The organism is Amylolactobacillus amylophilus DSM 20533 = JCM 1125, assembly GCF_001936335.1.
Lineage (GTDB): Bacteria > Bacillota > Bacilli > Lactobacillales > Lactobacillaceae > Amylolactobacillus > Amylolactobacillus amylophilus.
In genome coordinates, this window is record NZ_CP018888.1 from 569197 (window position 1) to 595109 (window position 25913).

24 protein-coding genes are annotated in these 25913 nt (G+C 45.1%); 7 read left to right on the plus strand and 17 right to left on the minus strand.

Annotated features, from left to right (window positions below; all coding sequences use genetic code 11):
* Positions 1-4: 4 nt before the first annotated feature.
* Positions 5-907: an ABC transporter ATP-binding protein gene (locus LA20533_RS03110; RefSeq protein ID WP_056946844.1), complete on the minus strand. Its 903-nt coding sequence runs from the start codon at positions 905-907 to the stop codon at positions 5-7.
* A gap of 146 nt (positions 908-1053) precedes the next feature.
* Positions 1054-2316: a carboxylate--amine ligase gene (locus tag LA20533_RS03115; protein WP_056946847.1), complete on the minus strand. Its 1263-nt coding sequence runs from the start codon at positions 2314-2316 to the stop codon at positions 1054-1056.
* Positions 2317-2500: 184 nt separating this feature from the next.
* Here LA20533_RS03115 and LA20533_RS03120 point away from each other — a divergent pair, with 184 nt between their 5' ends.
* Positions 2501-4042, plus strand: coding sequence for a multicopper oxidase family protein (locus LA20533_RS03120; protein ID WP_056946849.1), 1542 nt, complete (start codon positions 2501-2503; stop codon positions 4040-4042).
* 512 nt (positions 4043-4554) lie between these two features.
* On the opposite strand, the gene LA20533_RS03125 is transcribed toward LA20533_RS03120, so the two are convergent.
* The 4 genes from LA20533_RS03125 to LA20533_RS03140 form a co-directional block, all read right to left on the minus strand.
* Positions 4555-5232 (minus strand): Crp/Fnr family transcriptional regulator, encoded by a 678-nt coding sequence (locus tag LA20533_RS03125; protein ID WP_054746309.1) that lies wholly within the window; start codon positions 5230-5232, stop codon positions 4555-4557.
* Positions 5233-5377: 145 nt separating this feature from the next.
* Positions 5378-5935 (minus strand): ferritin-like domain-containing protein, encoded by a 558-nt coding sequence (locus tag LA20533_RS03130; RefSeq protein ID WP_054746308.1) that lies wholly within the window; start codon positions 5933-5935, stop codon positions 5378-5380.
* A gap of 72 nt (positions 5936-6007) precedes the next feature.
* Complete coding sequence (locus LA20533_RS03135; protein WP_056945926.1) at positions 6008-6244, minus strand: heavy-metal-associated domain-containing protein; 237 nt, start codon at positions 6242-6244, stop codon at positions 6008-6010.
* Between the two features lie 31 nt (positions 6245-6275).
* Positions 6276-8219, minus strand: coding sequence for a heavy metal translocating P-type ATPase (locus LA20533_RS03140; protein WP_056945928.1), 1944 nt, complete (start codon positions 8217-8219; stop codon positions 6276-6278).
* Between the two features lie 230 nt (positions 8220-8449).
* Here LA20533_RS03140 and LA20533_RS03145 point away from each other — a divergent pair, with 230 nt between their 5' ends.
* Positions 8450-9814, plus strand: a complete 1365-nt coding sequence (locus LA20533_RS03145; protein WP_056945925.1) for an Nramp family divalent metal transporter — start codon at positions 8450-8452, stop codon at positions 9812-9814.
* A gap of 14 nt (positions 9815-9828) precedes the next feature.
* A complete protein-coding gene (locus LA20533_RS03150; protein ID WP_056945924.1) occupies positions 9829-10278 on the plus strand; it encodes a universal stress protein in 450 nt (149 codons plus the stop codon).
* Positions 10279-10367: 89 nt separating this feature from the next.
* On the opposite strand, the gene LA20533_RS03155 is transcribed toward LA20533_RS03150, so the two are convergent.
* A complete protein-coding gene (locus tag LA20533_RS03155) occupies positions 10368-10940 on the minus strand; it encodes a VanZ family protein (protein ID WP_056945923.1) in 573 nt (190 codons plus the stop codon).
* Positions 10941-11433: 493 nt separating this feature from the next.
* On the opposite strand from LA20533_RS03155, the gene lctO reads away from it, so the two are divergent.
* A complete protein-coding gene (gene lctO / locus LA20533_RS03160) occupies positions 11434-12579 on the plus strand; it encodes an L-lactate oxidase (RefSeq protein WP_056945922.1) in 1146 nt (381 codons plus the stop codon).
* A gap of 39 nt (positions 12580-12618) precedes the next feature.
* On the plus strand, positions 12619-14175 hold the full coding sequence (locus tag LA20533_RS03165) for an L-lactate permease (RefSeq protein WP_056945921.1): 1557 nt from the start codon (positions 12619-12621) through the stop codon (positions 14173-14175).
* 139 nt (positions 14176-14314) lie between these two features.
* On the opposite strand, the gene LA20533_RS03170 is transcribed toward LA20533_RS03165, so the two are convergent.
* The gene (locus tag LA20533_RS03170; RefSeq protein ID WP_082611538.1) at positions 14315-15043 is read right to left on the minus strand and encodes an FAD-dependent oxidoreductase; all 729 of its coding nucleotides are present in this window, start codon (positions 15041-15043) and stop codon (positions 14315-14317) included.
* 63 nt (positions 15044-15106) lie between these two features.
* Between LA20533_RS03170 and LA20533_RS03175 the strand changes: the two genes are divergently transcribed.
* On the plus strand, positions 15107-15562 hold the full coding sequence (locus LA20533_RS03175) for a hypothetical protein (protein ID WP_054746304.1): 456 nt from the start codon (positions 15107-15109) through the stop codon (positions 15560-15562).
* Here the strand turns inward: LA20533_RS03175 and LA20533_RS03180 are convergent.
* The 6 genes from LA20533_RS03180 to LA20533_RS03205 all read right to left on the minus strand — a co-directional run bounded on the left by LA20533_RS03180 (position 15519) and on the right by LA20533_RS03205 (position 22561).
* Positions 15519-15881: an HAD hydrolase family protein gene (locus LA20533_RS03180; RefSeq protein ID WP_141322600.1), complete on the minus strand. Its 363-nt coding sequence runs from the start codon at positions 15879-15881 to the stop codon at positions 15519-15521. The genes LA20533_RS03175 and LA20533_RS03180 overlap by 44 nt on opposite strands.
* A 180-nt stretch (positions 15882-16061) precedes the next feature.
* Positions 16062-18017: an asparagine synthase (glutamine-hydrolyzing) gene (gene asnB, locus LA20533_RS03185; RefSeq protein ID WP_056945917.1), complete on the minus strand. Its 1956-nt coding sequence runs from the start codon at positions 18015-18017 to the stop codon at positions 16062-16064.
* 88 nt (positions 18018-18105) lie between these two features.
* Positions 18106-19491: a metallophosphoesterase gene (locus tag LA20533_RS03190; RefSeq protein ID WP_056945916.1), complete on the minus strand. Its 1386-nt coding sequence runs from the start codon at positions 19489-19491 to the stop codon at positions 18106-18108.
* Positions 19472-20776: a thymidine phosphorylase gene (locus LA20533_RS03195; RefSeq protein ID WP_056945915.1), complete on the minus strand. Its 1305-nt coding sequence runs from the start codon at positions 20774-20776 to the stop codon at positions 19472-19474. The genes LA20533_RS03190 and LA20533_RS03195 overlap by 20 nt, the downstream gene beginning before the upstream one ends.
* Before the next feature lie 48 nt (positions 20777-20824).
* Entirely contained in the window at positions 20825-21313 is a 489-nt protein-coding gene (locus LA20533_RS03200) for a hypothetical protein (RefSeq protein ID WP_054746302.1), read from the minus strand.
* Positions 21314-21367: 54 nt separating this feature from the next.
* Complete coding sequence (locus tag LA20533_RS03205; RefSeq protein ID WP_056945914.1) at positions 21368-22561, minus strand: cation diffusion facilitator family transporter; 1194 nt, start codon at positions 22559-22561, stop codon at positions 21368-21370.
* A 62-nt stretch (positions 22562-22623) separates the two neighbouring features.
* On the opposite strand from LA20533_RS03205, the gene LA20533_RS03210 reads away from it, so the two are divergent.
* Positions 22624-23214: a DNA-3-methyladenine glycosylase I gene (locus LA20533_RS03210; RefSeq protein WP_056945913.1), complete on the plus strand. Its 591-nt coding sequence runs from the start codon at positions 22624-22626 to the stop codon at positions 23212-23214.
* A gap of 180 nt (positions 23215-23394) precedes the next feature.
* On the opposite strand, the gene phnE (LA20533_RS03215) is transcribed toward LA20533_RS03210, so the two are convergent.
* Genes phnE (LA20533_RS03215) through phnC form a run of 3 tightly spaced genes read right to left on the minus strand, consistent with a single transcriptional unit; the run spans position 23395 to position 25771 of the window.
* A complete protein-coding gene (gene phnE, locus LA20533_RS03215) occupies positions 23395-24207 on the minus strand; it encodes a phosphonate ABC transporter, permease protein PhnE (protein ID WP_056945912.1) in 813 nt (270 codons plus the stop codon).
* On the minus strand, positions 24207-24998 hold the full coding sequence (gene phnE / locus LA20533_RS03220) for a phosphonate ABC transporter, permease protein PhnE (RefSeq protein WP_056945911.1): 792 nt from the start codon (positions 24996-24998) through the stop codon (positions 24207-24209). The genes phnE (LA20533_RS03215) and phnE (LA20533_RS03220) overlap by 1 nt, the downstream gene beginning before the upstream one ends.
* The gene (phnC, locus tag LA20533_RS03225; RefSeq protein ID WP_056945910.1) at positions 24998-25771 is read right to left on the minus strand and encodes a phosphonate ABC transporter ATP-binding protein; all 774 of its coding nucleotides are present in this window, start codon (positions 25769-25771) and stop codon (positions 24998-25000) included. Before phnC ends, phnE (LA20533_RS03220) begins: the two co-directional genes overlap by 1 nt.
* Positions 25772-25913: the final 142 nt, after the last annotated feature.

Consider the following 25913-nt stretch of genomic DNA (forward strand, 5'->3'; position numbering starts at 1 on the left):
CCCCCTACAGATCCATGCCAGATTCTTCATAATAATGCATGAAGAGATCCTCAAGTGTTGGCGGCGTACTCTGAATGCTCAAAATTCCGAGGTTCCCCAAATCAGCCATCACGTGCTCCAGGTGGTCTGCTTCAACCTGCATAGTGGCACTATTGTCACCCTTCAGCTCAAAGGCGTGGACTCCAGCTGCCTCGGATAAATCCGTGAGACTTTGTTTCGTCGTGACACTCATTTGTACCCGCGTGAATTGACGCATTGAGTCCAGCGTTCCTTCCTCAATAATCTCGCCAGAACGGATAATTGCCACTCGGTCACACATCTTCTCCACTTCTGAAAGGATATGACTAGAGAGCAACACACTCTTCCCTTTTTCTTTTAGCTGTAGCACTTCTTGCTGGAAAATCACCTCTTGCAACGGATCGAGTCCACTCGTGGGTTCATCAAAGATATACAAGTCGGCGTCAGTAGACAATGCTGCGATGATGGCTACTTTTTGACGATTACCCTTTGAATATGTCCGAGCCTTCTTACTGGTATCTAACTCGAAACGGCGAATCAACTCATCTGTTCTGGTCGTGTGCTTTTGACCACCCAATTTCAGGAGTAAGTCGATGACTTCTCCCCCAGTAAGATTTGGCCAAAGATAAACATCTCCTGGCACGTATGCAAGTCTGCGGTGAATCTTGACGCTATCATGCCAGACATCAAGTCCGAATATCGTTGCACTACCACCAGTCGCCTGCAACAGTCCCAATAATGTTCTGATGGTGGTTGATTTACCCGCACCATTTGGTCCAATGAATCCTAGCACCTCACCAGCATGCAGCTCAAAGTTAATATCTTTCAGTGCCTTAAATTTACCGAAATTCTTTGATAAATGCTTTATTTCAAGCATTTTTTCTGTCATTGTTATCTCCTCCGAAATCTTTCTCTATCAATGATGACCCGTATTATATTCTCATATGACTGACTAGTCAATGACTTATCAGTCATTTTTTGTCAAATAAAAAAACGCCGTAGCGTTTAGAATGATTAGTAGCGAATTCAACTATGTTACTTAAAGTCCCTACCCTTATTTTCCTCGAAGTATTTCTGATAACGTTTGAAATAATTGTGGAACATGTACCGCATTAGGATATTGTGTTTCAGGCCGCGATCGCCCTTATAAAAGACAGTTGTACCAACACGACCTTGCTTAATTAACTCAAGTGCCTTCCTCTTTGAATCATTCTCTGTGGCGTATTTGACGAATACTTTGGTCGGAACGCCTAACCATAAACGATAGCTATTCTTAATCTTATTTGCGTAGACGGTCTCCCGTTCGTTGAGTTCCCCAGTCACATAATCTTCAACATACCACTTAGCAAGATTGTACCCATTGAGCGTTACATAAAAACTTGAACGGCCTTGACGCAAGTTGATCTCGAAGAATTTGAACTGACCATCACGGGCGTCATATTTAATATCAAAGTTTGCAAACCCAACGTAGTCAAGCTCCTCGAGGAAACTCTGAACCGTTTCATAAAGATTCTGATTATATTCAGGCAAGATTGCCGCGTAATTGCCGATTGATTGTGGTGCCGGATCCTCTAGCAATGGATGTCCGAGACACATCATCTTCACCTGATGATTCTGGTCAACATACGCATTCAAGACACGCATGTTGCTATCGTCACCTGGAATGAAATCTTGCATAATCAAGTCTGCCTCGTAGCCATTAGTGTAAATCTTCCCCACCACGTCGGCTAGTTCTGCCTCATCATGAATAATAAAAGCCTTTTTGCGCCCAGCAAACTGCACACCAAGCCAGGTTACACTGTCAGCCGGCTTCAAGGCCACCGGGAAATTAAAGGGAATAGTTAGGTAATTTTCAGCCTGATAATCTGCCTTTGTAATGATTTTTGTCTTTGGAAATGGTAGGCCGTGCTCCTCAGCTATCTGATAGAACTTCTCCTTATTAATCAGCTGCTGCAGTAAATCATAATTAGTGTACGGCACGATAAAGGTTGACTCTAATTCTGCCTTATGTTTCGACAATAATTCAGCATAGCCATCACCGCAAGAAATCAATATTACAGGTCCAGGGTGGTTTGCGTATTGCTTCATTTGTTCCTGCATTACTTCAAAAAAGACGGGATCTTCGCCGAAGCCCTCATGTACCTCTAAATCGACAATTTGTGAATACTTTGTAGCCGCCAAATGTGCCGCTGCCAACGCTTTAACCTTTATGCCATATGCCTCGTGAAAGGAGCGCGCCATACCATAAACATTGATGTCGCTCCCTAATAAGATAGGTGTAAAATCTGGATTTGTCATACAATACCTCAATTCTTGTTCAGTCCCGATTTTACACTAAATTATGTCCAAAAAAAAGTTTACTATGCGCAAAAAACCTTTAGCTTAATGAAACTAGAATATTGTTCACAATTTATTCTCTAAATATCTTCCGCTATTCTGTGTAAATGTTAAAATGAAGTCGGTTACATAAAGGAGGATTCAAATGGAAAATAAAATTAATACTGACTATTTTTTCGATGAAGCTGCATTCAATACCCACGATGGCGGTTATGTACCACTTGAGGTCTATGATGCACCAGAAGTTCCGCTTGCAATCCCGCCCCTCTTAGAGCCCGATCAAGAGACCGCGACGGATGCATACTACACAGTTGAGGCCCAGGCCGGAGAAACGCAAATTCTCCCTGGTGCGAAAACTAAGACATGGGGCTATAATGCCAGCTTACTGGGCAAAACCATTGTCTATCATGTCGGCAAACACAATCACGTGACACTAAAGAATAGCCTACCAGAGCTAACAACCTTCCACTGGCACGGTTTAGGCGTTTCCGGACCATACATAGATGGTGGCTGCCACGCTCCCGTCTATCCTGGCGAAGAAAGCAAAATCGAATTTACATTACATCAACCAGCTGCGACTACCTGGTTACATGCACATCCCTGCCCATCGACAGCGGAACAGGTTTGGCATGGACTAGCAACGATGGTCATTGTAAAGGATGAACACGAGGAAAGCTTACCACTGCCACGGAATTACGGCGTGGACGATATTCCTCTAGTTTTGCAAGACCGGCGCTTCCATGAGAACAACCAGTGGGATTACCGCGAAGACTACGATCCAGATGGTGTTCAGGGACCAACAGCTCTAATCAACGGAACTGTCAATCCGTATTTCGACGTAACGACCCAGAAGCTACGGCTACGAATCTTGGACGGTGCTAACAGACGTGAGTGGCGGCTCCACTTCTCAGACAACCTCGAATTTACGCAGATTGCCGGAGACAGCAGTCTTTTGCCAGAGCCGGTTAAATTCACAAAGTTGATGCTGACGTGCGCAGAGCGGGCTGAAATAATCGTTGACTTCAAGGACTACAAGGAAGGGGACGTGGTCACATTATTCAGTGATGATGTGCCAATCGTTCGTTTTAGAATCCACGATTTCACGCCAGACAACACAGTTGTACCTGACAAATTAATTGACTTACCAAAGGAAGAGGCCGATCCTGACCTACCAGTGCGTGCAATTCTAATGAGTGGCATGGATGAAGAAGTGATGCTCAATGGCAAGAAATTCAACATGCAGCGCATTGACGCCACACAGCCGGTTGGCAAAGCGCAGTACTGGGATATTACGAATAGTAACGATATGGTTGGCGGCATGGTGCATCCCTTCCACGTGCATGGCACGGAATTCCTCGTAATCTCAAGAAATGGCCACGAACCTTACGCAAACGAGCACGGCTACAAGGATACCGTCGGGGTGAATCCCGGTGAGACGGTTCGGATTCTCGTCAGATTTGCGCAAACCGGTGTCTACATGTACCACTGCCACATCATTGAACACGAGGATGGTGGTATGATGGCGCAGATTCAATCATACGATCCAGCAGAGAAGGAACTAAAGAAGTACAAGCTGATGGATATGGATACTCTGATGAACGCTTTCGCAGAGGAACGGGGCATTAAGACTGAGGAGCTCTGGATGGCTGGCATGGAGAGCTACGAGAAGATGGGAATGGAAATGTAACAAATAAAGTTGTGACACCCCACGCTTAGTTTCTGAGCACTAACGAACTTGGCTAGCAATCACAAAGTGATTGGTAAGACAAGAAGTTAGGCGGAGGAAGTTGTGGGGTGGAACACGTTTAACAAGTTGTGACACCCCACGCTTAGTTTCTGAGCACTAACGAACTTGGCTAGCAATCACAAAGTGATTGGTAAGACAAGAAGTTAGGCGGAGGAAGTTGTGGGGTGGAACACGTTTAACAAGTTGTGACACCCCACGCTTAGCTTCTGAGCACTAACGAACTTGGCTAGCCATCACAAAGTGATTGGTAAGACAAGAAGTTAGGCGGAGGAAGTTGTGGGGTGGAACACGTTTAACAAGTTGTGACACCCCACGCTTAGTTTCTGAGCACTAACGAACTTGGCTAGCAATCACAGAGTGATTGGTAAGACAAGAAGTTGTGCCACCCAATTATGCAGTTAAATACTACAAAACCCACAAGCCAAATTTGCTTGTGGGTTTTCTGTTCTGTTCTAAATTAAAAAGCTCAACTCATCCTCGTCTACAATCTCTATCGTGTTGTGTGGCAGATTTTTGATCAGCTCGTCTTTCTCCAAGTTTTTCAACTGACGCGATAATGTTTCTGGTGTCAAATCCAGTAAATTAGCCAACTCATATTTCTTAAAAGGTAACACGAATCGCTTATCATTCACCTGATTACTGTATTCAAGCAGATAGCTAGCCACCCGCCCACGTGCATCCGTTGTCGAATTTCGAACAGATTCCTTCTGTTGTTTAACCAGCTTATTACCAAATGCATTGAGCAGGTGTAAGGCCAGTTGGGGCGACTCTTGAATGACCTCTTGGAATACGTCACGCTTAACAACGCAGGCCTCACCGTTAGTCACAGCCACCCCATATAAGGTATGCTCCTCCGGTTCAAACAGGCTGGCCGTTCCGTCGAAGTCACCCGCTTGTAGCAAAGAAACAATCTTTTCCTGACCTTCACTACCATAACTAGTCAGCTTAACCTGGCCCTGATGTAAGATCAGTAACTTATTAGCGACCTCGCCGGGCCCGAAAAGGGTCTCACCTTTGGCAAACTTTTCGTGGGTAACAATCGCATCAATCTTCCGCAAATCCGCCTCGGCGAGTCCTGCAAAAATCGGCACGATGGATAAACATGAATTATACTCTGCTGTCTCCGTCATCTTAAGCAACCTCATTTCATTCCATCAATAATATCGAAAAAATAGAAGACTTCCATCTCCTATTTTAACCGATTAATTGATATTTACTATTAATTCCAACTATACCTTTGTTAATTCTCGTGTGCTACCCGCTGAACTGCGCACTCTAGTCTTCGTCATCCTCGTCGACTTCAACGATATCTTCCCAAGCAGTCTTGCCCAAGATGGCCTGCAACTTTCTCTGCATCCGATTATTGTAGCGACGTAAGTCAACCAAATACTGTGCCAACGCTGGCCGATTCTCTCTTTCGGCCAACTTGATAGCCCGATCGATAAACATATCCTGTGTGACAAAGTCTGCGGCGGTCTGTCCAACTAATTCTGCGCTGTCGAGGTACTTATAGCTGCCATCCTCCGTCAGTTTACCGTATTCGTGTACTTCCTTAGTTGTGGTTGGGACAACTTCGTTCTCATCCAAAAGCAGTTCGCCCAGCTCATCGATATTCGCCCGGTTCTTTGCAATCATCTCATCAAACAACGGTTGTGCTGCCACGGCAAGGGCGCCTGTCAGATACCACTTTGCTTGGTGCAACTTCAGTTCGAACACCCAGAAGTTTGCCAAGATATGGCCGGTCATTGCACCGGCTGTTGGCTTGTGGTGGTCAAGATCAGCTTGTTTTACTTCGGCCTCATACTTAGCCGCAACATTTTTAGGATCACTCATGTTTCTCTACCTCAATTTCATTTTTCTTATTTACTCTTATTTATCTGTCTTTATTAAAATTGCACTTGAAACCTAGATGTCTTTAACTTTGGTGCTCTCAACTTCATACCCCAGTCCGGCAACCACGCTTGACAGGTTCTCAGCTGATGTTTGGCCATCATCGAATTCTGCCTTCACCTTACCCGAGTTGAACAGGACCTTCACGCTATCACCGTTCACACCTGGTGTATTCTTCACGGCAGTCTCAATCTTGGTCAAGCAAGATGGGCATGTTAGTTCATCCAATTGCATAATAATTTTTTTACTCATTTTTGTTACCTCCATTATTTTCTAAGCTTTCTTAATTCTTACCTGTAGTATATGCTGCAGGCTCGTTTGAAAAATTGATCTGGGTCAATTTTTGTTCTTTTGTCCGAAATTTCAATAGCCGCATCGCATTCAGGATGACAACCAAGATGCTTGCTTCGTGAACAAACATTCCGCTGGCCATGTAGATGAATCCGAGTAAGAGACCAATCAACAAGAAGATGACGACGCCGATTGAAATAGCAATATTCTCACGTGTATTCAGAACTGTCTTTTTCGCGAGCTTGTAGGCGAATAGCAGCTGGCTCATGGAACTTGCCATCAAGACGACATCAGAAGTCTCAATCGCTACATCAGTACCGGAACCCATCGCAATCCCGATGTCTGCTGTCGCTAGAGAGGGGCTGTCGTTGATTCCGTCACCGATGAAGGCGACACGATTACCGTCATGCATCAATTGCTTGATAATCTCCGCCTTTTGGTCAGGCAGTAGATCAGCCCGCACCTCATCTAAGCCCAGCTTTTTGCCAACATAATCAGCCGTCACTTGGTTATCACCAGTCAACATGATAAGCTTCTTCGCTCCCGCGGCTTTCAAAGCTGCCAAACGATCCTTCGCCTCGGGCCGCATCTCGTCTGAGATACCGATCAATGCCAGCACTTTTTGCTCGTTCATCACGATTACTAATGAACTACCAGTTTCCTTAATTTGTTGAATCTCATCTAACTGTTCGTCAGTAGCACTGACTTTTTGCTCACGGAGCATCTTTTCGTTACCCAAGAGTAACTTATTAGCACCGAAGTTCACGACTAGTCCCTGACCTTTAACAGCCTCATTGTGGTCAATGACGAGATTCTGGAAGTCTAACTTCTTATTATTAACGTAGTTGATAATTGCCGTACCGAGCGGATGGTCTGACAGGCTCTCAGCCTTCGCCACCTGCTGCAATAACTCATTTTCGGTGACATCTTCGTCAGCACCCAGGTAGGAGATGTAATTAGTTACCGTGGTTTTACCAGTAGTCAACGTCCCTGTTTTGTCGAACACGAACGTATCAATCTTCGCGAATTCGTCCATCACTGATGCACCCTTGACGAGCACACCATGCTTTGCACCATTACCAATTCCGGCAACGTTCGAGACCGGTGCGCCGATGACGAGGGCACCAGGGCAACCAAGCACGAGAACGGTGATCGCCAGCTTAATATCTTGGCTGAAGATGAAGACAATCAGGGCAATCAGCAGCACAGCCGGCGTGTAGTACTTCGCAAATTTATCGATGAATTTCTCGGCTTTCGACTTCGTATCCTGTGCATCCTCGACCAACTCTAAGATCTTGGCGAATGTAGTATCCTCACCAACCTTGGTCGCCTCAATTGTCAGGAAGCCGTTGCTCAAGACAGCTCCAGAGTAAACACTATCGCCAATTTCCTTCTTAACCTCACGCGACTCACCTGTGATGGCAGACTCGTCTAGGTAACCGTGGCCTTCTATGACCGCCCCATCAACGGGCGTCTGGGCACCAGGCTTGACCAGGATGTGATCACCAATTAGAACGTCATCGACGTCAACTTCTTCTGTTGATCCATCATCCTGGAGCACTAAAGCCGTTGTTGGTGCCATCTCAGCCAAGGACTTGATTGACGATCTTGTTTTTGCCAGTGTCTTCTGTTCGAGGAAATCCCCGAACAAGAACAGGAACGTGACGATGGCTGATTCATTGTACTCGCCAATGATGAACGCACCAATCACCGCGATGGAAACCAGCAATTCGATGCTGACCACCTTAGCCCTAAGCGCTGAATATGCCCGAATGATAATCGGGAAACCTGCGATAACGGAAGCTGCCGCCAACAAAATGTTACTGATGATGGTCAGCGGCCCCAAATACTTAGTTACTAGACCGAGGACAATCAATATTGCCGCGATCAATGTGATGTGCGTGCTATGTGTTCGTAGAAACTTCTGTAGTTTAATCATTTTTCTCACCCAACTTTTACTCAACTAATATTTCTTTCGCTCATTTACAAAACCTATCATAGCCCGCACTCGGCCTTAAGAAATTGACGTAGGTCAATATTTACTTTTTTTCTCAAAAAGTTGAAAACGTTTTAAGTAAGGCTAACCTAAACTCTATATTTACATACTCTAAAATAGGCGTATGATAATAGGTGGTTAAAATAACTGGAGGAAATGGAGGAAGTTGTATGAAAGATAACAAACAGGAATCACACAAGCTGATTCACTACGCTAACGGACCAAGTCTCGAGGAGATCAATGATACGGTTGCAATTCCAAAGGGAGGTAACTTCTGGAAGAATCTGCTCGCATTCTCCGGTCCTGGCGCGCTCGTTGCCGTCGGCTACATGGATCCGGGTAACTGGGTAACTTCAATCGGTGGTGGTGCACAATATGGCTACCTATTAATGTCAGTAATCTTAATCTCAAGCTTAATTGCGATGTTATTGCAATACATGGCCGCTAAGCTTGGAATTGTGACTAATATGGATCTGGCTCAAGCCACGCGGGCACATACCGGTAAAAAAATGGGCATTTTCCTCTGGATCACGACAGAACTCGCCATCATGGCGACAGATATTGCCGAGGTAATCGGTGGCGCGATCGCTCTGAAACTATTATTCGGCTTCCCACTCACGGTCGGTGTTGCCTTGACAGTGCTCGATGTGCTCCTACTATTGTTGCTAACGAAACTAGGTTTTAGAAAAATCGAGGCGATCGTAGTTGCACTGATCGTTGTCATTCTGGTCGTATTCATCTACCAAGTTGTGATTGCCCGCCCAGATATGGCGGCCGCCTTCTCAAACCTGGTACCAAGAAAAGAAATTCTCCACCCCGGACAACTACACATGGCACTGGGAATTGTCGGTGCGACGGTCATGCCTCATAACTTGTACCTACACTCGTCAATCTCCCAAACCAGACAATTCGACCGCAAGGACGAATCATCTGTACGTCAAGCAATCAAGTACACCACTTGGGATTCCAATTTACAACTGACGGCGGCATTCGTTGTTAACTGTCTCCTTTTATTAGTTGGTGCAGCACTATTCTTCGGCAAGGATGCTTCCCAACTTGGGACATTCGGTCAACTCTATGATGCTTTACAAGATCCCAAGATGGCTGGGGCAGTGGCTTCACCCGTACTCTCAATGCTGTTCGCCGTCGCTCTACTCGCATCGGGCCAAAACTCGACGATCACCGGTACTTTGACTGGACAAATCGTCATGGAGGGTTTCGTCAACTTGCAGATGCCCCTTTGGGCTCGGCGCTTGATCACACGACTCATCTCAGTTGTGCCGGTACTGATTATCGCCATTATTTTCCATGGTCAAGAATCGGCGCTCGACTCGCTATTAGTTAACTCACAAGTATTCCTGTCAATCGCGCTACCATTCTCGATGATTCCCCTCACAATCTTCACCAGCTCGAAGAAGATCATGGGTGAATTCGTCAACAGCAAGTGGGTGACCATCCTAGCTTGGATCTGTACGATCACTTTGACTGTCCTAAATCTGCAGATTGTATTATCATCGATTCAAGGACTTTTCTAAGAGAGGTGTAAAGGATGACTGAAGAATTAAAGGATATTTATTTCAAAAATATTTTGGTAGCGGTTGACGACTCAGATGACGCAATCTTGGCGTTCAAGTATGCGATTCATCGGGCAATCAAGGATAACGTCGGGTTGAACCTGGTCTCGATTCTCGAGAAAGACGACATGAACGTCTTTCAAGCGTTGAGCAAGGACTTCGTCCATGGTAAACGCGAAGATTTGGAGAAACACCTACGTGAATACAAGCAGATTGCGAACGATGCCGGCGTGAAGAAGGTCCACTCAATCATCGCTACAGGGGATAATCCTGGCCAGGTGATCGTCGAGGAAGTTATCCCCCGCGTCCACCCCGATTTATTGATTATCGGTTCGAAATCGAAGAAAGGGATTGCGAAACGCTTCGGTAGTCAGGCTGCCTACATGGCAAAGTACTCACCCGTTTCGGTACTCGTAGTTCGGTAAGATAGAGAAATAAGTTACAACTAAAATAACCACTTGGGCAGCAACTTTAAGCTGATTTCAAGTGGTTATTTATATCTAATCTAAAAAATTTATATTTCCGTTTTTCTCAGTATTGGCGTAATAGCGGATAACAGAGCAAATCCCAGTAATCCTCCAGTAGTATTCAAAATGACATCGCCAATATCAAAAATACGGTTGCCTAAGTAAAAGTAGTTCATTACTAACTGAATTATTTCAATTGCCACAGTGCTGAATAAAACCAACAAAATCGAATATTTAAAACTACGACTTTTTTTAAACAACACACCCACAAATAGAGGAAGTGGCATAAGCAACAAAATATTACCAACAATTTGTAGAGTTGAATATTTTGTCCAAGCCAACGGATTTAATTCAAACATAATCTGCAAGCCAAATGAAAATTCATTAATTATGCTTGTTTGTTTAAACAAAAGCACTGGGAATATCGTTAATGAAATAACAAAATATAGGTAGCCGAGAAATAGCCAAAATGGCAGGACGCTTTTACTCTTTTTCCTATGCAATAAAATCATTGTGGAGATGATTCCAACAAGGATGAGGAACGGAATGAGTACAACCGAATTAATAATTACGTCCGGGGCAAAACCGTGGTGCCCATCCTCACTGACGATACTAATCATGAATAGAACCTGTTAACTTTTTCAATTAGTTGATCTCCTTTTGTTTCTGTCCGTTGCAACATAATAAAAGTATCATAATTAATTATATTTATAAATGTTTTTTAATTATTTTATTTCAAACAACGTTAACTCAGTCCTCTAATTTATCAAATTTATGTCAGATATCAAGAAAATTCACTTTTATTTTTATTTGTGAAGATAATAATTTTCTAGTCCATTTTTAGTGCCCACTACCCCAACAAAGTTTTTTAATAACATGTAAACCCTTGTTCACAATTGATATTTACCAACTGCAAATGTAAATTATAAATTTTATAAGTATGTGAAAAAATTTCATATTAACTATCAAAATTAACCCTGAACACCTGTTACATCAGTATTTGTGGTCAAAGATTAATAGTTGAGGTACAAATGGTTGCGTCCTCGAGCCGTTTTCCGCTATACTCCTACTTGTAAGCGATTACATAAAATTTATTTAGGAGGATTAGTTAACATGTCAGATTTCATTACAAGTAACGCAGAGGGACCTATCGAAAATTTTTTCAACGTTTACGATTTGGAACCAATGGCTCAAAAAGTGATTCCTAAAGGAGCATTTGGCTATATCGCAAGTGGTGCCGGAGATACATTCACCCTGCGCGAGAACATTCGCTCATTTGATCATAAGTTAATCGTACCCCACGTATTGATGAACGTAGAGAATCCGGATACCTCCATCGAATTCGACGGTGACAAGCTCACCTCACCAATCATGTTGGCACCAGTCGCCGCCCATAAGTTAGCCCACGTTGATGGTGAAGTAAAGAGTGCCCAAGCGGTGCACGACTACAACACAATCTACACCATTAGCTCATACTCAACTGTTGACCTCCCACCAGTAACGGAGGCCTTGCAAGGGACACCCGAATGGTTCCAATTCTACTTCAGCAAAGATGACGGCATTAACCGCCACATTATGGATCGTGTGAAGGAGCAGGGAATCAAGGCAATCGTACTCACAACAGATGCAACAGTTGGTGGCAACCGAGAAACGGACGCTAGAAACGGCTACGTTTTCCCTGTTGGCATGCCAATTGTCGAAGATTATCTACCAAATGGCGCTGGTAAGACCATGGATTTTGTTTATAAGAGTGCTAAACAGAAACTATCACCAAGGGATGTTGAATTCATCGCCTCTTATTCAGGACTACCCGTATATGTCAAAGGCCCACAAAGTGCAGATGACGTTGAGCGTTCACTAGATGCAGGTGCAAGCGGGATTTGGGTAACTAACCACGGCGGGCGCCAACTAGATGGCGGGCCAGCAGCATTTGATTCACTCCAGGAAGTAGCAAAGGCCGTTAATAAGAGAGTCCCAATCGTCTTCGACTCCGGCGTTCGGCGCGGCCAACACGTCTTCAAAGCTCTAGCATCAGGCGCAGATCTCGTGGCAATCGGTCGACCAGTAATGTATGGCCTTGCTGCCGGCGGACGCACAGGTGTTAAGCAAGTCTTTGATAAACTCACCAGCGAACTGGAGATGGTCATGCAATTAGCAGGTACGCAGACCATCGCAGATGTGAAGAATTTCGAGTTGCGTGACAACCCTTATGATCCTGGTTTCGGTAGCTACAATCCAGATGCACTGCAGCTTTATTAAACACCTGGTTCAGTCGTCACTGAAATTTGGAGGATAATTATGTTACCATCTTGGGCTTTAGTTATTTGTGCAATCATTCCCATTATTTGGCTGATTATCTCCCTGGCAGTCCTTAAGATGCCCGGGCAACGCGCCATTCCAATCGGCCTGATAATCACTATCGGACTGGCCATCTTTGCCTTTCAGATGCCCGTGCTTGACTCACTGACAGCGGCGCTCCAAGGAATTGTGAATGGTCTTTGGCCAATCGTCTACATCATCATTGCGGCTGTTTTCACCTACAATGTGGTCACCAAATCCGGCGGGATGGATACCATCAAGGCGATGCTTTCAAGCGTCTCAAATGATAAAAGAATACTGGTTCTCATCCTGGCCTGGGGACTTGGCGGCTTCTTAGAGGCAATTGCGGGGTTCGGGACGGCTGTGGCCATTCCGGCGGGAATACTCGCGGCATTCGGCATGAATCCAGTCCTCGCCGCCGTGATCTGTTTGGTGGCCAATACGACGCCAACGGCTTTTGGTGCAATTGGGCTGCCGGTTTCGACACTGGCACAGGTTGGTGGTCTAGATCCACTTCAGCTTTCACTCTTTGTGTCGTTACAACTTTTCTTACTTATCTTAATCGTACCGTTCATTCTGGTCTTCCTGGCTGGCGGTGGTTTAAAAGGTCTAAAAGGCGTGTTTTTGATCACACTAGCAGCAGGCCTCTCCTTCGCTATTCCCCAGGTGATTATCGCGCGATTCCTTGGTCCTGAACTACCAGCGATTCTCGGCTCACTTGTGACCCTTGGCACGGTAATTCTGATTGCTAGCAAAATGAAGAAGAAAAACGCTGGTTTTGACTTTGCCAAGACCCAGGACGATACCGCGCAACCAAAGCTGACGTTCAGTAAGGCGCTGAACGCTTGGGCACCGTTCATTCTCGTGTTTACATTCATCATCCTAGCCTCCCCACTCGTCCCGCCAATTAACCAGGGGCTGAAGAGCATCACAACCTCTATTTCCATTTACCAGGGCACGGGGCATGCGCCATTAGTTGTGGATTGGCTTGGTAATCCGGGCACACTCATTATTCTCGCTACAGTAATAGGCGGTTTAATTCAGAAGTTGTCATTCGGCCAAATATTCCAGACACTTTGGCAGACAATCGTTCAGCTGCGCAAGTCTGCGGTAACCGTCATGGGAATTGTGGGTCTGGCCAAAGTAATGACGTACAGCGGCATGATTGGCTCCATCTCAACGTTCTTAGTTGCAACCACCGGGCCAATCTACCCGATTATCGCCCCAATTATCGGCGCCCTTGGCACGTTCATCACCGGTAGTGATACATCAAGTAACATCTTGTTCGGTCGCCTGCAGGTCGATGCCGCCAACTCACTAGGCGCCAACCCCTACTGGATCGCGAGCGCGAACATGGCTGGTGCCACTGCCGGCAAAATGATCTCACCACAGAGCATCTCGGTAGCCACGGCCGCCACCGGAATGGTTGGCGAGGAAGGAAATATCTTGAAACGGGTGGCAAAATACTGTTTCATCTACGTCGCCCTTATCTGTATCGTGGTTTACGGCGTGGGCCTAATTGCCCACTTGGTCTAAGCTTAAGCAACGCATAACCATATTAGAGTACAAACCAAAAAGACATTAACCAATCGGAATTAATTTCGATCAAGTTAATGTCTTTTATTATTAATTTTTTCGCTAAATAGAGTCGACTATTGTATTAGTACAACTAGGATTAAATTCCTGCAAAGAGATCGTTAAACGTCTCCGCCATCGTTGGGTGGGAATAGATTTGGTCACGGAGTGCAGTTGCTGGAATCTGCTGGTTCATCGCAAGCGAGATGAGATTGATAATCTCGTATGATTCTTCGTCGTAGATAGTTGCACCAAGAATCAGCTTCGTCTTCTTGCCTACGATAGCTTGGAAAATTCCTCTTGGATCGCCAATTACCTTATATTTCGGCGCGGTTTTGGTCAGAACAGAGACCACATCAACAGCCAAATTCTGTTCCTTCGCAGCTTTCGCACTCAGGCCAATGGTCGCTACTGCTGGGTGTAAGAAAGTTGTGTTTGGATAGATTGGGCGATTGGTCAACGTTCTTGTCTGATCGCCAAACAGTTGGTTATTGACAATTCTGTAGTCATCGAGTGAAATATAGGTAAACTGTGGTCCACCGTTCAAATCACCCAATGCCCAAACACCGGGTACATTAGTCTCCAGCTTCTCGTTCACAGGTACGCTACCGCGTGGACCAACATTTAGGCTGGTATTCTCAAGCACTAATTCCTTGGTATTCGGTGTTCTACCAGTAGCCACCAGCAAGCCGTCAACCACGAGCTTCTCACTTACGCCACCAACCTCATAGGTTAATTCGACTTGGTCAGCGACATCGCGTACTTGTTTCAGACCGGCACCAACACAAGTGGCACAACTGTCCAAGCCCTTCCAGGCGAACAGATTCATGAAGAGCACACTTTTAAATTAACAGCTCTTGGTAACAAAAAACTGCCAATCACCGGTCAGACCGTGACCCTATACTTACCACCACAAACAACATTTGTACCCCGCTCACTAAAGATTAACGGCCAAACTTACACGACTAACATCACCACCACTGGTAATAAAATCACTCTGCCAAACGGTTTGGTTAAGCTAAATGATGAGGTCAAGCTTGAGTTTGACTACAAGATGAATACGACCTTTAATTCGACTGTGCAGACTCACGTTGGTAGTTTCGACGGTAGCGTCACAAGTGGCGCAACAACAAAGCCAATTATCGCTTCCAGCAATACTAATACAATTACATATCCTGCTGAGGAATTGACCTTGCTAGAGGCTCCAAAGAGCGTGAACTTCGGCAGTCAAGAACTACCATTTCGGCGGACCACCTATAACGCTCAAGCTGCTGTAGGTGGTCGTAATATTGCTCCATCTCCTGCTAGTAGCCCGGTGAAGCCGTACGAAGGATATAGGCGCTTCTAGCACCGCAGACAGTAATATCCAGGTGAGGTACATCTTGGACAATTTCCAGCACCTTAGCAACCCGTGCCGCACTGAAGAAGTGAGTTTGATAGATGTGGTCCATCGACCTGATGTACGCGCCGTTCTCCGCAATATAAATGGTGTCTGGATATTCCGCAAAAAATGATTGGAGTTTATAATATTGGTTCCCGCTAGCAACCACAAACTTGATTCCCTGGGCCACCATCTGCTGGTGCACATCAGCAAATAACGATCTGTCGTATGTCTTGTCATCGCGCAGAAATGTCCCATCCATATCGGTGGCAATCAATTTAATCATCGCAGTTAAATCCTCTTCCAGCATCTAATTTACCTTCACATTACCAGATGGAGCTAGCTATGGTAACGGATAGTTGATACTTAGTTTCTTAGCTAGTGAGAAGGCGCGGAGATACTCCTCTTCCCATTCGTCATAAAAAAGCCCCCAAACTGGAGGCTTTTCTTTTAGGGATTTTTCCAATCAAGTATTCACCAACAACCCTTGCTCCTGTAGTTCCTCAACCTCAGGTTGGATGCGTTGGTACTTCTTGACCGTATTCTCGTAATCGACGAAATACAGCTTATACCAAGTCAGAAAAGTAAAGACAGTCCAGACCTGGCGCCGCTTCGAACCATCACCATGATAGTTATCATCGAGTAACTGCAGCACCTTTTCTTGGTCAAATATGTCATTGACAAATGGTTCTGCGAATAATTCGCGTATTTGTTTATAGTATTGTTCATCATGGAGCCATTCCTTGACTGGTACCGGGAAACCCAGTTTAGGTCTGTTAGACCATGATGCCGGCAATACGCTCTTACTTGCTTCGCGTAACGCATACTTGGTGTCATGGCTGTTCATCAGGTAGCTGGTTGGGATTGAGTTCGCAAGTTCTGCTACCTTGCGATCTAGATACGGCACTCGCAACTCCAATGAATGGGCCATCGATATTTTATCCGCTTTTTGCAAAATATCGTTCACCAAGAAGTGATGGAGGTCAATATATTGCATCTGCTTTACCGCATCAGCATCCTTAACCTTCACGAAATCTTTCTTGTAAAGGAGGTTTGTAGTTAATTTATTCCTATATGTCGGCTGGAGGATATCATTCGCATCCTTTGCAGTAAAGACCGTTGGGTAGTTCATGTCGTAAATCACGGATTGACCAACGAAATATTCTGACGGTTCCGCTAAGTTAGTATAGAAATTGACTTTGCCATGGAAATCAGACAGCTTACGAACACCACGGGCTAGCTTGCCTTTAATACCCTTAGGTAACTTCTTCAATCCAGCGGTGAAGACCTTGATGACAGAGCTATGTGTGTGCATCCCGTAGTTCACGTAGCCGGCAAATAACTCGTCGGCCCCCTCACCAGACAACGCCACAGTTACATGCTTGCGCGCCAATTTCGTTAGGTACCATAGTGGTACCACGCTTGGGTTGGCATCCGGTTCATCCATGTGATACTGCATCTCCGGAAAATCCCGGAAGGCCTCCGCACCACTAACGCGATCCTCGTAAAATTCGAAGTTTTTGAGCTTAGCTAAGTCCCGTGCGTTTTTGACCTCATCAAAAGTCCGGTCGTCAAAGCCGATGCTGAAAACCTTCTCCGGCTTCAAAACACTGGTAACATAGCTAGAGTCAATTCCCTCGGATAAGAAACTGCCCACGGGTACATCTGCGATATTATGGAGCGCAACGGATTCTTCGATTGAGTCCTGAATTCGCTCCACTGTCTCCTCGAAGCTCAGGCTGTTCTCAACGTAACTTGCATCCCAGTATTGGTTAATATCCATCTGACCATCTTTAAAGCTGAACCAATTTCCAGCAGGAAACTTGTGCACACCCTTAAAGAAGGTCTCGTTCAAATCGTTGTATTGATTCATCAAATATGGCTTCACAGCAGTCATATTAAGCTCTTTAACGAAACCAGGATATGCGAGAAATGACTTAATCTCGCTTCCAACAATTAGTTCCTGACCGTCTTGATAGTAGTAAAGTGGCTTAATACCAAAGAAGTCGCGTGCACCAAAGAGTGTCTTGATGTTATCGTCCCAAATCATGAAGCCAAACATTCCGCGAACCTTCTGCAACAAGCCGTCCATTCCATATTCTTCATAGCCGTGAAGTAAAACCTCAGTATCGGATTTCGTCGTGAACACATGACCAGCCTGGATTAATTCTTCTCTTATTTCTTGGTAATTATAGATTTCACCGTTAAACGTGATTGCACGCGAATGATCCTCATTATAGATAGGCTGCATTCCACCAGTTAAATCAATGATTGAGAGACGCCGAAAGCCAAGCGCCACCTCATCATTGGTATATTCACCAGAGCTATTAGGACCACGATGCTTAATCGTATCCATCATCTTATTAATTGCGGTTTTTTTATCATCAATTTCTGGATTCACAAAGCCGATTATTCCACACATATTTCCAACTCCGGTTTTATTTATTTAATACCCCTCGTTATTTGACGTAACTAGTTTCAGTATAATGTTAATTTGCAGTAATTTACAATTAAATTCTAAATACCCGACGAAAACTAGCTGCGCCATAGCCGAATACCTGCAGTATTTGGCGCTCTAAGTCGACATTCAGCACGTAACCGGTAGCCTCTGACGGATGGTCAATCTTCCTATCCCAGCGTTTGTTATAGGAAGTAGTGAGGGCATAACCCTTGCCCATCAGTGCACTACAGTTTAGGAGAATGTACTGAATACCGTTGATTTTGTACTGATCTTCGACGTGCCGGTGCCCACAGACATAGGCGAAGATTCGGCTGTCTGTAATCTGCGAGAAATCAAAACCGTTATACAGCTCAAACTCTTCTGGTACGTCACTAGTATGCAAGTGCCCCTTTGCCCGCTGATTATACGCTACCAGTAGCTCGTGCAACGTCCTACCATTGTATTTTAAGACGTTATTACCCTTGCGGTTAATGATATTCGCATGGCCTAACACCATAATCTCTTTGCCAGAGCTCTCCGATAGCACTTCGATTAGCTCCTCTATCTGATCTTCTCTTACTGCAAGCGTCAGTTTGGTGTCGTACTTTTTGATGCCATTCTCATTCACCAAGTAGGGTACGTCACTGGTGTTGATGAAAATAACCCGTAATTTACCGAAGTCAAAATAGCCCAAGCCATTTTTCTTCGTCACATACCTGATTGAAGGCTGGCGGTACATCGCTGGCCACATGATTGACTCAAATTCACCCTCAGAGAAACTGACGAAGCGGTCATTATGCTCATCGAACTTATCGTTGTCATCGTGGTTGCCCTTAACATTAATGTATGGTGTCTTATTACTAGCAAAAGCATCGCGGAGACCCACTAATCTTTCCGCAGAGACGAAGCCGGCATCGGAACCGTCAATCCAGTCACCTAGGTGAGCCTTCAGATCTAAGATACCACTACTTTCTAGGCGATTAAACTCCTTCACATGCTGCAAGCCATTGGTCCCATAAAAGTCGATGGCATCGACATCCTTGTCATGTGTATCGGTAATAACGCCAATATTGATAGAGTTTGCCGTAATCGAATCCTGTACCCGAGTCGCAAATGAATCAAGGTACTTTTCTACACGATAGCGTGTGCCTTTATTCACATTATAAAATGCCCGAAACCGGTGAATTCGCTTATCAAAGACCCGCACATACTCAGGGGTCAAATCCTGTGCACCGCTCGGAACAAGCGACTGCACTAATTCATCATTATTATTCTTGGTCACCACTAGCTGGAATTCCTTGCCATCAGGGGTGACCTCCGCTGAATCAACATTATAAACACCTGGCTTAGTGTAGTGCTGCATCTCATCAAATGGCACTGTTTTCTGCAATCCAAGCTTACGGCTTAAAGTACGCATTCTAATTAACATAGACGAATCATTCTTCCATAATTTCATAAATTAGCTCCTCTGCAGGCGGCTGGACGGCCGATAAATGATATGCCTGATGGATACTACTTTGTACTTGGTCATCATCGAAACTATTGGCATGGACGGTGACCAGTGGCTCACCTCGATGCACATAGTCCCCTACTTTCTTGTGGATCACTAGACCCACGCCCGGATCAATCTTATCTGTTTTCTTAAGCCGGCCACCACCCAGGTAGACAACCAGCATCCCTAGATCATTAGTATCAATTGCATTCACGTAGCCATCATCTAGCGCAGTAACCACAATCTGATTCTTGGCGTGGGGCATGAGTTGGTAGTTGTCAACAACGCGTACGTCTCCACCTTCTGCCTCAACCAGCTCCTTAAACTTAGCTAATGCACTACCGTCTGCAATCTTTTCCTGCAGGATCGTCCTCGCTGTCTGAATATCCTTTGCTTGCTCTGCCAGAACCAGCATGTACGCCCCTAACTCAATCGTTAGTTTCGTCGTATCCTCTGGACCCTGACCCTTCAGGATATCGATCGACTCCTCTACCTCAAGTGTATTGCCCACCTTCACACCGAGGGGCTGATTCATGTTCGTGATTAAAGCAACCATCTTGGTTTGATGCGCCTGACCGATATCTAGCAGCTGCTTAGCTAATGAACGTGCGTCATCGAAATCCTGCATAAAGGCACCCGAGCCGGTTTTGACATCCAGCACGAGAGCGTTGGTCCCAGAAGCCAGCTTCTTACTCATAATGGAGCTAGCGATTAACGGGATGGAATCCACGGTACCCGTCGTATCCCGCAGCGCGTAAATTTTCTTATCTGCCGGCGCAACATCCTGCGTGGCACTGATAATAGCTGTACCGATGGCCGATACCTGGTCAATAAAATCATCCTCGGTCAAATTAACATTAAAACCGGGAATTGCCTCTAGTTTATCAAGCGTCCCGCCCGTGTGACCAAGGCCACGCCCTGAGATCATCGGATTTTTGACACCAGCCGCCGCAACAAGCGGTGCGAGTGGAATACTAATCTTATCACCCACGCCACCGGTAGAATGTTTATCAACCTTGATTCCCGGAATTAAGCTCAGGTCGAGGACGTCACCGGAATGGAGCATGCTGTCGGCCAAAATACTGGTCTCCTTCGCCGTCATGCCGCGCAAATAAATGGCCATCAACAACGCGCTAGCCTGATAGTCCGGAATCTGACCTTTCGTGTATTCGGTAACGAAGAATTGCAGTTCTGCAGCTGTCAGTTCGTTCCCATCTCGTTTTTTCTTAATGATATCAAGTATCTGCATATTTTTACCAAAAAAGGTCCAGACAAACGTGTCCAGACCTCCCCTCTATTAAGCTTGGTGCTCCAATGCGTAAGTAGCTAATCCAAGCGACAAAATTGCGTCTTTAGAAACATGTTGTTTTAATGCCTCTACACCAATGACCGGCACAACCGCGCCAATCACTTTGAGTCCATAACTAAGAACGTGGAAGTCGACTTTACGGTCATACTTACCTTCCGCAAACGGATCCTCATGATTATAGGTGAAATTGATCTCGCCCTGATTGACGAAGCCGTCTACATGGTTGGTCAGAATTCTGTCAGTAGTTGCTTTAATGGGTTGGTCAAGATTCTGAAGCGTCAGTTTATGATCGGCTTCCTCCTCATAATACTGTTCCTGTGTTAGCTCAAAATACTCGTTGATTGGTCGATTGAGCACCTGCATATAATCAAGCACAGCATAGATGCGCTTACTATCAAGAAATTGTTGGTGTTTGATGATGGCCTCGGCTGAGATAGTTAGGTCGTCAGCTAACGTCATTACGTCTAAATTATCCATGTTTGCCTCCCAAATTACTGATTCCAGTATACCAAAGTGGGACTCAATTTGCAGTTATATTAGCGACTTATCTGCGCCCAAGTCTGTGTGGTCAAAATTAATTTGGACGGTGACGTCCCCTAGTTTCTTGCGCAAATCTTGATTAATTTCTACCAGCCATTCCTCGTCCGAGAACCGGGAATTCTCGGGCACGACAATGTCAAACTGCAGCAGGAAATCACCATTTTTCAACCGTTCAACGTGAAAATCATGAATCTTGAGCCCTGCATGGTAGCCGTTAATCGTCTCCTGACTAATAACGAAAAAACGGGAGAATTTCTTAGAATGGATGTCGATTGGATCAACGTGCACGACCATACTAATTGCATATTTGCGCTGGAAATCACGCTCAATGTGGTCGACAATCTCGTGGGCATAGTCTAAGCTAAAGCTACTATCAAGTTCGATATGCACGATTGCATAGACCATATCGGGACCGTATTGATGAATCATCAAATCATGGAAGCCCAGAATATGGTCGTATTCATCTAGTTGTTGAGTTATTTCTTCAATTAATGCATCATTCGGACGTTGTCCCATCAGCGAATCAATGAAATTCTTAATCAGTAGCACACTAGAGATCACAATAAATAGCGCCACAACAACACCAATGTAGCCATCCAAATTCAAATTGGTCGTCACAGAAATCACAATTGCGATTAAGATGCCAAACGTCGTGAGTGCGTCGTTTCTGGCGTCGCTCGCTGCGGTCATAATCGTCTTTGAGCCGACACTTTGACCGACCTTGCTGTAAATCAGGCGTTGCCACAATTTGATGACAATTGAAAGGAGTAATAATCCGACAGACCAGTAGTTGAGCTCGACAGCAACGGGATGGAGGATTTTCAAGATCGATGAATAGATAAACTGTAATCCAACGTACAGCATAATCATCGCAGTGATGAACCCGGCAATATCCTCAAAGCGTTGGTGGCCGTAGGGATGGCCCTTATCCGGTTGTTTCCCTGAAACGTAGAATCCAACAACAGTCATCACGGATGAAACGAAGTCGAACAGCGAATTGACGGCATCGGCAATAATCGCTACCGAACCCGAGATTAGTCCTACGAAAATTTTGATTGCGAACAAAAGGACGTTAGAGAATAGGCCAACAATGCCCACACTAACCCCGGCACGAACACGCGAATATAACTTATTTCGTGATTGCGCCTTTTGCGTAATTTTGTCTAAAATAAACTTAGTAAACATCGCTAATCCCCACGTCTTACTAACTTTAATTATATCATCACAACAAATGAAAGAAGATAATTATGACTACTAAAAAAAACGAATTAAGTTCAACTAAAGCACTAGTGCGCTGCTCCTGGGGTGCGACTAACGAACCATTAATGCAGGAATACCACGACCAAATTTGGGGTAAGTTCACCACCAACGATACTGAATTATTCGAGTATCTTACTTTAGAAATATTTCAGGCCGGTCTCAGTTGGTCAACTATTATTAATAAGCAAGCTGCATTCAAAACCGCTTTTGCCGGCTATGACTTAAGTCAGATTGCCGCTTTCTCAGATAAAGAGGTAGCGCGATTGTTAAATAATCCGGCAATTATTCGTAATCGCCTCAAGATTAACGCAACCATCAATAATGCAAGAATCGTGCAAGTTCTACAGCAAGAATATGGCTCCTTCAACGCCTATCTCCTATCCGTTTGGCCCGAGATTGTCGACAACCAACCAACAACCGACGAAGAGGTTCCCGCCATATCTGAAGCGGCGATTGCGTTAACCAAGCAACTAAAAAAAGCCGGTCTGAAATTTATCGGACCGACCATTACCTATTCATTTTTAGAAGCAACCGGAAGAATTAACGATCACCTCGTTAGTTGCTCGTTCAAGTACTAACCACTCGCACAAGCACTCTTCTCTAGTGCTCAGAAGCTAACCGTTCGCACAAGCACTCTTCTCTAAATGTGCTTCGCCTTGCAACACTCTCCGCACAACTTATCACCATTCAAGTCACTCTGTGACTTTCTGGTAATCTTGTTGTTGCTCGGTGTAACCCGCAAGTCATTGCACTCTTCTCTATATTAGTCTCTTTCTAATCGTCCCTGAGACATAGTCCACCAATGTGACCATTACAATAATACCCAACAAGATGATACCGACCCGACTCCAGCTTCTTGTCTGCAAAGCAAAGATGAGCGGTGTACCAATACCACCAGCACCAACAATACCAAGAATTGAAGCCGACCGAATGGCCAATTCAAATCTATAAAGTGTGTTTGAGACCAGTTCCGGTAATAACTGTGGCATTGTAGCGAACATAATGACGTTAAACTTCGAACCCCCCGTTGCTACAACGGATTCGTTTGGCCCATCCTCTAAGTTCTCTATTGCCTCACCGAAAAGCTTCGCAAGCATCCCCACAGAGTGGGTACCAACGGCAAGTACACCCGCAAATGCTCCAGGACCTACCGCCTTCGTAAACATTAACGCCAGTACGATTTCTGGGAAAGTCCGCACAAATGACAGGAAGAACTTACCCGAGCCAGAAACAAGCCAGTTAATCCTACTGTTCTTATTTCTCGCCGCCCAAAAGGCGAATGGCAAACTAATGATCGCCGAGATAAATGTCCCAAGAAAAGCAATTGCCACCGTTAGTAGCAGCGTAGTAATCAAGTCTTCACCATCACCGCGCCAGACGTAGCCCCAATCGGGATGAATCAAGCCCTCGAATATTGCTTGACTAACTTTAACAGCATTATCCTTAATCCCGTCAAAGGGGATGTCGGTAAATGACCAAATTAACAGAGCAGCGAGGACCACGATAACGGCCCAGTTTCTAATCTTACGGATTTTTGCTTTAGGTGGTTGTGGTAATAATTTCATTTCCATTATTTGATCAACGCCTCCCGCGAAATGTTACTTACATAATCGATCACCAGGACAACTGCGAAAATCACAAGTACAATTAATCCCGTTTGATCATAACGATAGAGACTAAGACTGCGTTGCAAGAACATTCCGATACCACCGGCACCGATGTAGCCAAGCACCGTTGAGGCACGAATATTTATTTCGAATGCATACAGGACGTAACTAATGAAATACGTCTGGATCTGAGGGAAAACGGCGTACTGAATAATCTGGAGCTTGTTAGCACCGGCGGCCGTCAGCGCCTCAATTGGACCCTCGTCAATCGTCTCGACAGCCTCATAGAACAGCTTACCCACCATGCCAAAAGTGAAGAACGCGAGCGAAATAATACCGGCAACCGGTCCGATCCCAACGATAGCGACGAATATCGCACCAAGAAGCAAGTCAGGGATTGTCCTGACAATATTGAGAATAAAACGAAAGATACTCGTTACGATTTTGTTCTTAACAATATTACGCGAGATGAGTAAAGCGTACGGAAATGCGAGTGCGGCGCCAATCACCGTACCCAGGATGGCCATCTTAATCGTCTCAATCAGCGGCGCAATCACATAGTATGAATAAGACCAGTCGGGGCGAGCCATTTCACCGAAAATCGCACCAAATTGGTCCAGATTACTAAAGAATTCGCCAAAATCTGCACCCGTTGCGCTGATCGAAACAAACAGCCCAATCACCATGACAGCCGTCAGAATCCACTTAGTCGGCCGCAGTGGCCGCTTAGGTAAAGAAATCTCAGGTTTATCCATTATGATTCCTCCACTTGACCCGCGTAGATTTCAGCGATTTGGGCATCGCTAGTCTCGCTCACAGGTCCGTCAAAAACGACCTCTCCGGCACGAATCCCAATAATTCTCGTCCCAAACTCTTTCGCAAGTTCTACGCTGTGGAGGTTTACGATCACAGTCATACCCAGCTCTTGGTTGATCTTTTTCAGGTCAGTCATCACTTTGTGTGTTGTCTGTGGATCAAGCGAAGCCACCGGTTCATCTGCCAGGATGATCTTCGGCGCCTGGCTGAGTACTCGGGCAATCGACACACGCTGTTGCTGCCCACCACTGAGCTCATCCGCCCGGTTATAAACTTTTTCTGCCATATCAACCCGTTGTAGAGCTTCATAGGCCCTTTGTTTATCTTCTTTAGAGAAGAGGTTGAACGTTGTCTTGTAGGCTGGGTAGTATGCCACCCTGCCAGTCAGCACGTTCCGCAAGACTGATGCTCGCTTCACCAGGTTGAAGCTTTGGAAAATCATGCCGATATCGCGGCGAATGTTTCTCAACGACTTACCACGCGCTTCCGTGATGGATTCACCATCGATTAAAATATTACCCTTCGAAATATCGTGTAGTCTGTTGATTGCGCGAAGCAACGTACTTTTGCCGGCACCGGAAAGGCCAACGATCACAACGAATTCACCGTGATTAATATTTAAATCAATGTCTTTTAGACCAACCGTACCATTAGGATAAATCTTTGTAACATGTTGAAGCTCAATAATCGGTTTTGCAGCGACGTCCGCCATTAGTTTTCCCCCAATAAATGTCAATAATTATCATTACTAATGATATCAAATTTTCGCCAAAATTATAGTGGCAAATAACTCTCATTTTGATTATTTACATACATAAAAACAGGTCTGTCGTAAACGGAACAATTTACGTCAG

Bases quoted from the DNA above. Each gene is read 5' to 3' on its own strand.
- LA20533_RS03200 (WP_054746302.1), bottom strand. From the start codon at position 21,313: ATGGATAATTTAGACGTAATGACGTTAGCTGACGACCTAACTATCTCA.
- LA20533_RS03145 (WP_056945925.1), top strand. From the start codon at position 8,450: ATGAAAGATAACAAACAGGAATCACACAAGCTGATTCACTACGCTAAC.
- LA20533_RS03125 (WP_054746309.1), bottom strand. From the start codon at position 5,232: ATGACGGAGACAGCAGAGTATAATTCATGTTTATCCATCGTGCCGATT.
- LA20533_RS03180 (WP_141322600.1), bottom strand. From the start codon at position 15,881: ATGATTAAATTGATTGCCACCGATATGGATGGGACATTTCTGCGCGAT.
- phnC (WP_056945910.1), bottom strand. From the start codon at position 25,771: ATGGCGGACGTCGCTGCAAAACCGATTATTGAGCTTCAACATGTTACA.
- LA20533_RS03190 (WP_056945916.1), bottom strand. From the start codon at position 19,491: ATGAAATTATGGAAGAATGATTCGTCTATGTTAATTAGAATGCGTACT.
- lctO (WP_056945922.1), top strand. From the start codon at position 11,434: ATGTCAGATTTCATTACAAGTAACGCAGAGGGACCTATCGAAAATTTT.
- LA20533_RS03135 (WP_056945926.1), bottom strand. From the start codon at position 6,244: ATGAGTAAAAAAATTATTATGCAATTGGATGAACTAACATGCCCATCT.
- asnB (WP_056945917.1), bottom strand. From the start codon at position 18,017: ATGTGTGGAATAATCGGCTTTGTGAATCCAGAAATTGATGATAAAAAA.
- LA20533_RS03150 (WP_056945924.1), top strand. From the start codon at position 9,829: ATGACTGAAGAATTAAAGGATATTTATTTCAAAAATATTTTGGTAGCG.
- LA20533_RS03130 (WP_054746308.1), bottom strand. From the start codon at position 5,935: ATGAGTGATCCTAAAAATGTTGCGGCTAAGTATGAGGCCGAAGTAAAA.
- LA20533_RS03110 (WP_056946844.1), bottom strand. From the start codon at position 907: ATGACAGAAAAAATGCTTGAAATAAAGCATTTATCAAAGAATTTCGGT.
- LA20533_RS03165 (WP_056945921.1), top strand. From the start codon at position 12,619: ATGTTACCATCTTGGGCTTTAGTTATTTGTGCAATCATTCCCATTATT.
- phnE (WP_056945912.1), bottom strand. From the start codon at position 24,207: ATGGAAATGAAATTATTACCACAACCACCTAAAGCAAAAATCCGTAAG.
- LA20533_RS03155 (WP_056945923.1), bottom strand. From the start codon at position 10,940: ATGATTAGTATCGTCAGTGAGGATGGGCACCACGGTTTTGCCCCGGAC.
- phnE (WP_056945911.1), bottom strand. From the start codon at position 24,998: ATGGATAAACCTGAGATTTCTTTACCTAAGCGGCCACTGCGGCCGACT.
- LA20533_RS03195 (WP_056945915.1), bottom strand. From the start codon at position 20,776: ATGCAGATACTTGATATCATTAAGAAAAAACGAGATGGGAACGAACTG.
- LA20533_RS03170 (WP_082611538.1), bottom strand. From the start codon at position 15,043: ATGAATCTGTTCGCCTGGAAGGGCTTGGACAGTTGTGCCACTTGTGTT.
- LA20533_RS03210 (WP_056945913.1), top strand. From the start codon at position 22,624: ATGACTACTAAAAAAAACGAATTAAGTTCAACTAAAGCACTAGTGCGC.
- LA20533_RS03205 (WP_056945914.1), bottom strand. From the start codon at position 22,561: ATGTTTACTAAGTTTATTTTAGACAAAATTACGCAAAAGGCGCAATCA.
- LA20533_RS03120 (WP_056946849.1), top strand. From the start codon at position 2,501: ATGGAAAATAAAATTAATACTGACTATTTTTTCGATGAAGCTGCATTC.
- LA20533_RS03115 (WP_056946847.1), bottom strand. From the start codon at position 2,316: ATGACAAATCCAGATTTTACACCTATCTTATTAGGGAGCGACATCAAT.